Annotated in this window: 5 protein-coding genes; 3 read left to right on the top strand and 2 right to left on the bottom strand. The window is 58.7% G+C overall.

Features of this window, described 5'->3' with window-relative positions; all coding sequences use genetic code 11:
• Positions 1-1,820 (bottom strand): transglycosylase domain-containing protein (locus IQ241_RS24800; RefSeq protein WP_322743795.1); only part of this gene is annotated, 1,820 nt, incomplete at its 3' end.
• Between the two features lie 323 nt (positions 1,821-2,143).
• Between IQ241_RS24800 and tyrS the strand changes: the two genes are divergently transcribed.
• From tyrS to IQ241_RS24785, 3 genes are read left to right on the top strand one after another with little or no spacing between them, the layout of a single operon-like run.
• A complete protein-coding gene (gene tyrS / locus IQ241_RS24795) occupies positions 2,144-3,406 on the top strand; it encodes a tyrosine--tRNA ligase (RefSeq protein WP_193912433.1) in 1,263 nt (420 codons plus the stop codon).
• Positions 3,406-4,143 carry an orotidine-5'-phosphate decarboxylase gene (gene pyrF, locus IQ241_RS24790; RefSeq protein ID WP_193912431.1) on the top strand — a complete coding sequence of 246 codons (738 nt, stop codon included), beginning with the start codon at positions 3,406-3,408 and terminating at the stop codon, positions 4,141-4,143. The genes tyrS and pyrF overlap by 1 nt, the downstream gene beginning before the upstream one ends.
• Positions 4,144-4,174: 31 nt before the next feature.
• Entirely contained in the window at positions 4,175-4,855 is a 681-nt protein-coding gene (locus IQ241_RS24785) for a hypothetical protein (RefSeq protein ID WP_228022081.1), read from the top strand.
• Here IQ241_RS24785 and IQ241_RS24780 read toward each other — a convergent pair.
• The gene (locus IQ241_RS24780; protein ID WP_193912429.1) at positions 4,852-5,526 is read right to left on the bottom strand and encodes a uracil-DNA glycosylase; all 675 of its coding nucleotides are present in this window, start codon (positions 5,524-5,526) and stop codon (positions 4,852-4,854) included. The two genes, IQ241_RS24785 and IQ241_RS24780, sit on opposite strands and share 4 nt — an antisense overlap.
• Positions 5,527-5,608: the final 82 nt, after the last annotated feature.

Here is a 5,608-nt window from a genome sequence, read left to right as displayed (position 1 = left end):
GTCGCACCCCGCCCCAGCGGGCGATAGTCATCATTGCCAACCCACACAGCGGTAGCCAGCTGAGGCACATAGCCGACAAACCATACGTCGCGCTGCGAATCTGTTGTACCAGTTTTGCCGGCAGCAGGGCGGCCAATTTGGGCGGCTGTTCCCGTTCCCTGGGCAATCACGCCTTGGAGGACGTTGGTCAGCGCGGCGCTGGCCCAGGGGTCTAGCACCAGCTGCGGCTTGGGCGTATTATCTAAAATGACGCGACCGTGACTGTCGGTTACCTGGACAATCACCGTCGGTTTTGAATGCCAGCCATAGTTGGCAAAGGTGGCATAGGCCCCGGCCATCTCCATCGGGGTCAGGTCAACGGCTCCCAGCGGTAGCGAAATTACCGGGTCAATCGGGCTTTCGATGCCCAGAGCGCGGCAAATTTCAATAATTCGGTTGATGCCTACGGACTGGCCCAGCTTAATCGCCGGCACATTGCGCGACTGCTCCAGGGCCGTCCGCAGGGGCATGCTGCCGCGAAAGGAGCCGTCATAGTTGCGGGGCGAATAGGTCTCATAGCCGTCGGGATAGGAGACCGGCGTATCGGCAATCGTGCTGGATGGCGTATAGCGACCGGAGGCAAACGCAGCGTAGTACACAAAGGGCTTGAAGGCCGAGCCGGGCTGCCGCCGGGACTGAATGGCGCGGTTAAACTGGCTCTTGCTGTAGTCTACGCCGCCAACCATTGCCTTGACGAAATGGGTGCGCGGGTCGATGGCGACTAGCGCAATTTCATCGGCATAGGCCCCACCGCCAAAGGTCGTGTTGTAGCTGCGCCGTACCGTATCTTCAGCAATCCGCTGGAGATTCAGGTCAATCGTGGTCTGGACCCGCATTCCCCCCTTAAGCACAGCATCTTCGCCGAACTGCTCGGTCAGCTCCTTGATCACGGCATCGGTGACGTAGGGAGCCTGACTTTCCCCAAAGGAGGTAATCTGACCAAGCTGCAAAGGCTGAGCTCTAGCCGCCGCCGCTGCTTCAGGCGTAATCCACTGGAGCTTCTGCATCCGAGCGAGTACGACGGCCTGTCGCTGCTTTGCAATCTGATAGTCAACGAAGGGGCTATAGTCTTCTGGAGCCTGAATGATTCCCGCCATCATGGCCGACTCGGCTAGGGTCAGGTCTTTAGCAGACTTATTGAAATAGCTCTTAGCCGCGGTCTCAACGCCGTAGGTATTGTGCCCCCAGTACACCTGGTTGAGATACAGCTGGAGCACCTCATTTTTTTCAAATACCTGCTCAATCCGCATGGCTAGAACCGCTTCGACGATCTTGCGACTGATGCTGGTCTCCGGGGTCAAAAACAGGTTTTTCACCAGCTGCATGGTGATCGTAGAGCCACCCTGAACCGTGCTACCAGCCTGGAGGTTGGCGACGAAGGCGCGGCCAATGCCGCTGGGGTTGATACCCTGGTGAGAATAAAAGAAGCTGTCCTCAATTGCCAGTACAGCTCGCTTTAGGTCAGGCGAAACTTCGTTAAGAGCAACGACTTCGCGGTTCGCCTCGTCGTGCATGCTGTCGAGCAGCGTGCCGTTAATGTCATAGATGTAGCTGGTCTCAGACGGGATATAGTTGCGCAGCACCCGCACATCGGGCAAATTCCGAAAGCTGATGGCCAACCCGACCAATCCGCCCGCGACGACAGAGCTAGCCAGCATCGTCGTCGTCAGCAGCGTCGTTGCGCTCACCTGGCCCACTTCTTGAATGAAGCGCAGCAGACCGAGGGAGCTGGGAGCTCGTTCAGGGCGCGATCGCGACTTGCGGAAGGTATTGGATGACACGAATGATTTCCTAATTGCTAGCGGGGGAATGGCGGAACGCCAGGGAATGAATCGGGGGGCGGTTCAGGCCGAGAGCAGAGCCGCCACCAAAGCCTGTGACACTTATGGCCAAGTCACGTATGATAGGGCTGAAGAAATCGGGAGCATCTATCCTAAACCGTTTGCCGGGCTGTAAACATCTAACCTGGAGGAATCTTAGTGGAATCTTAGTGAAACTGTTCGTCAAATATAGTGGATCTAAAATGAATGTCCCGTAAATGACCCATTTTTCTGAGCAGTTGCCCAAAATTACCTGACTCCCGCTACAATTTCTCCTTTTAATCATGACCGCTGTCAACAATCGCCCCCAGCCCGTTAGTCCTACCCCATCGTCACCAGCCAAACTGCCATCGGAATTTCAGGGGATCTATCGAGGCGTCAGTGAAGTTTTCCCCGATCGGCCCGATTCAACCGACCCTGCGGAGAATCTGCGAGTTCGCTTGCAGGCCGGACCGCTCAGGGTGAAGCTGGGCATCGACCCTACCGGGGCGGAGATCCATCTGGGCCACAGCCTTCCTGTCCGTAAGCTGCGGGCGTTTCAGGATGCAGGCCATACGGCGATTTTGCTGATTGGCGACGTTACGGCGCAGATTGGCGACCCGACTGGGAAGTCAGAGGTGCGGCGGCAGCTCACGCCGGCTCAGGTCAAGGCCAATGCCGAAACCTACATCGACCAGGTGCGGCCAATTTTAGATTTTGAGACCCCCGGTCGGCTGGAGATTCGCTACAACTCTGAGTGGCTCGCGAGTCTGGACCTAAGTCAGATCTTAGAGCTGCTCGGCACCATGACCGTGGGTCAGACCCTGGCTAAGGAGGGCTTTGCCCAGCGCTACGAACAGGGCAATCCGATTTACCTGCACGAGTTCCTATACCCACTGATGCAGGGCTATGACTCGGTCATGCTCCAGGCTGATGTAGAGCTGGGCGGTACTGACCAGAAGTTCAATATTGCTGTAGGGCGAGATCTCCAGCGTTATTTTGGCCAGCCGCCCCAGTTTGGCATGCTGCTGCCGCTGCTGCTGGGAACCGACGGCAGCCAGAAAATGTCTAAATCTCTAGGTAACTATGTCGGCTTACAAGAAGCGCCGCTGCCCATGTATTCCAAGCTCGAGAAGGTGCCCGACACGCTGATTCAAGACTACTTTGAGCTGTTGACCCTGCTGCCCCTAGATCAGCTGCCCGAGAGTCCGCGGGAGCAGCAAAAGCTGCTGGCCCTGGAAGTGACTAGCCAGTTTCACGGCGCTGATGCGGCTCGTCAAGCCCAGCAAGATGCCCTCACCCTGGTGCAGGGACAGACCGACGCGGCTGCTGCCGTCCCCGAGTTTTCGCTGGCGGCAATTGAGTTTCCCGCTAAGCTGTTCTACATTCTCGGAGCGAGTCCGCTCTGCGATAGCAGCAGCGATGCCCGGCGTCAGATTCAGGGCGGTGCGGTGCGCTTAGCGGGCGAAAAGATGGGCGACGTGAATCAGGTGTTTAATTCACCAGCAGATTTAGCCGGGAAGGTGCTCCAGATGGGTAAGAAAAAGTTTGTGCGGCTGATGCCCTGATGCGAGCCGCTGATCGGGTGATTGTGCCGCTGGATGTGGCTGACGTGGAGGGCGCGATCGCGCTCATCAATCGCCTCCCCCAGGTGACCTTTTGGAAGGTAGGGCTGGAGCTCTTTGTCAGCAGCGGCCCGGCCATCCTGCGCCAGCTCAAGGCGCAGGATAAGCAAATTTTTTTAGACCTGAAGTTTCACGACATTCCCCAAACCATGGCTGGGGCCTGCCGTGCTGCCGGGCGGTACGGCGTTGACCTGGTGACGGTTCATGCCAGCGCCGGCAAGGCGGCCCTGATTGCGGCTCAGACGGCGGCGGCAGCGGGCGCTGCCGCCGCTGGGCAGCAAACCCCTAAGCTAGTAGCCGTGACGCTACTGACCAGTATTGAGGCGCGATCGCTGGCGTTTGAGCTAAAGGTGCCGTTGGAACTCAGCGACTACGCCTTGCAAATGGCCCTGCTGGCGCAGGAGAGTGGCCTAGCGGGAGCAGTCTGTTCTCCTCAGGAAGCGGCGCAGGTTAGAAGATTCTGTGGTGATGACTTTTGCCTAGTCTGCCCCGGCGTGCGTCCGGCGGGGAGCGATCGCGGCGACCAGCGGCGAACCCTCACCCCGGGACAGGCCGTCCGAGCTGGGGCCGACTATTTTGTGATTGGCCGACCGATTACCACCGCCGCTGACCCTGCCGCTGCCTTTGAGCAGATCTGTCAAGACATTGAAAGCGAGAATATCCCTGTCCGTGAGCGTTAAGCAACTTGATTGCCTGCGGTTAGGCGCCATCTTGGCAGGCTTGCTGACGGCCTGGGCCGCACCGGCTCAAGCAGTGCTCCCCGAGGTCGCCCCCACCGTGATTGAACCGCCGCCAAACTTACCCTCAGCGCCGGTCGAGCCGTCCGAAGACCCACCCGCGCCTAGTCCGGTCGAGCCGCCTGACTCCGACCCTCCTCCTGCCCCAATCCGACCCTCCTTTGCCTGCCCAGAAGACGTTGAGCTGCTCACGGCGCTGCTGATTCGCGACATTCCGGTCTATACCAATCGAGAACTTCAGCGCGCCCTGGTCGATCAGATTCCGGTTCAGTATCGCCCTAGCTATGTCGTGCTGGCCGGTCGGCCCGAATTTGAGCCGATTGACCTGGATGAATATGTCTTTACAACCTCACCGGCGGCGAATGACGAGCTCGTTCAGGTCTTTTTTACTACCCTGGAGCGGCAGTACGCCGGCCTGACTCTGCGCGAGCTTCAGGAATATCACTGGCTCTTTCTCACCCAAACCGACAGCGGCTGGCGGCTAGCCTTAATGTTTTCGACGATCGGCGGCAGCCCTGGCGAACCGCACCCGCCGCTGCCGCCCCGAGAAAGCAGCAGCGGCAGCGTGGGTCAAGCTGTCCAGCTTTGGTTAAGGGACTGTCGGGCAGGCGCGATCGCGCCCCTTACCCCGTCAGCTCATCCCGAACCGCCCTAACCCTCTTCCAGCTTCTCCTTCACCGCCTGAATATCCTGCCACATTAGCCACTTGGGACTGCCCGCATCGCGCGACGGATTGCGCAGCAGGTAGGCCGGGTGAAAGATCGGCATGCAGGGACGGCCCTCAAAAGCCATCCACTGGCCGCGAATTTTCGTAATGCCGCGCTTCTCCTGAGGCAAAATTCCCTTCACCGCCGTCGCCCCAGTCAGCAAAATAATCTTTGGATCAACCATCCGGATCTGCTCTAGCAGATAGGGGCGACAGGCCGAAATCTCCGCCGCAGTGGGGTTACGGTTTCCAGGCGGCCTGCACTTCACCACGTTGCAGATATACACGTCTTTCTGGCTATCCAGCCGCACCGAGGCCAGGATTTTCTCTAACAGCTGTCCCGACTTACCGACAAACGGCAGCCCCTGCTCGTCCTCATTCTGCCCTGGCCCCTCGCCAATAATCAAAATCGGTGCAGTCGGGCTGCCCCGGCTCACCACCGCGTGAGTCCGTCCCTCAGCCAGCCCACAGCGCTGACAGTGACGACAGTGTTCACCCAGCTTCTCCAGACTGTCATAGGTCCCCGGCGGAATCGGAACCTTGGCGCTGGTCGGAATCTGCTCTAGGTCAAAGTCAGCAGCGGAAGCCGCGTCGGAGAAAAGGTCGATTTGTTCAGTCATGCAGCTTTGAAAGGGGCAAAGGGCTAAAGCTTATTCTAAACCGCTGCCTGAAACCTGAGGATCCCCATCACTCCATTACCCC

The sequence above is a fragment of the Vasconcelosia minhoensis LEGE 07310 genome, assembly GCF_015207255.1.
GTDB lineage: Bacteria > Cyanobacteriota > Cyanobacteriia > Phormidesmidales > Phormidesmidaceae > Vasconcelosia > Vasconcelosia minhoensis.
Note: the sequence above shows the minus strand (reverse complement) of the source record. Positions and strands in the feature narration are given on the sequence as shown.

Excerpts from the sequence above, each read along its gene's own strand:
- tyrS (WP_193912433.1), top strand. The coding sequence starts at position 2,144 with ATGACCGCTGTCAACAATCGCCCCCAGCCCGTTAGTCCTACCCCATCG.
- pyrF (WP_193912431.1), top strand. The coding sequence starts at position 3,406 with ATGCGAGCCGCTGATCGGGTGATTGTGCCGCTGGATGTGGCTGACGTG.
- IQ241_RS24780 (WP_193912429.1), bottom strand. The coding sequence starts at position 5,526 with ATGACTGAACAAATCGACCTTTTCTCCGACGCGGCTTCCGCTGCTGAC.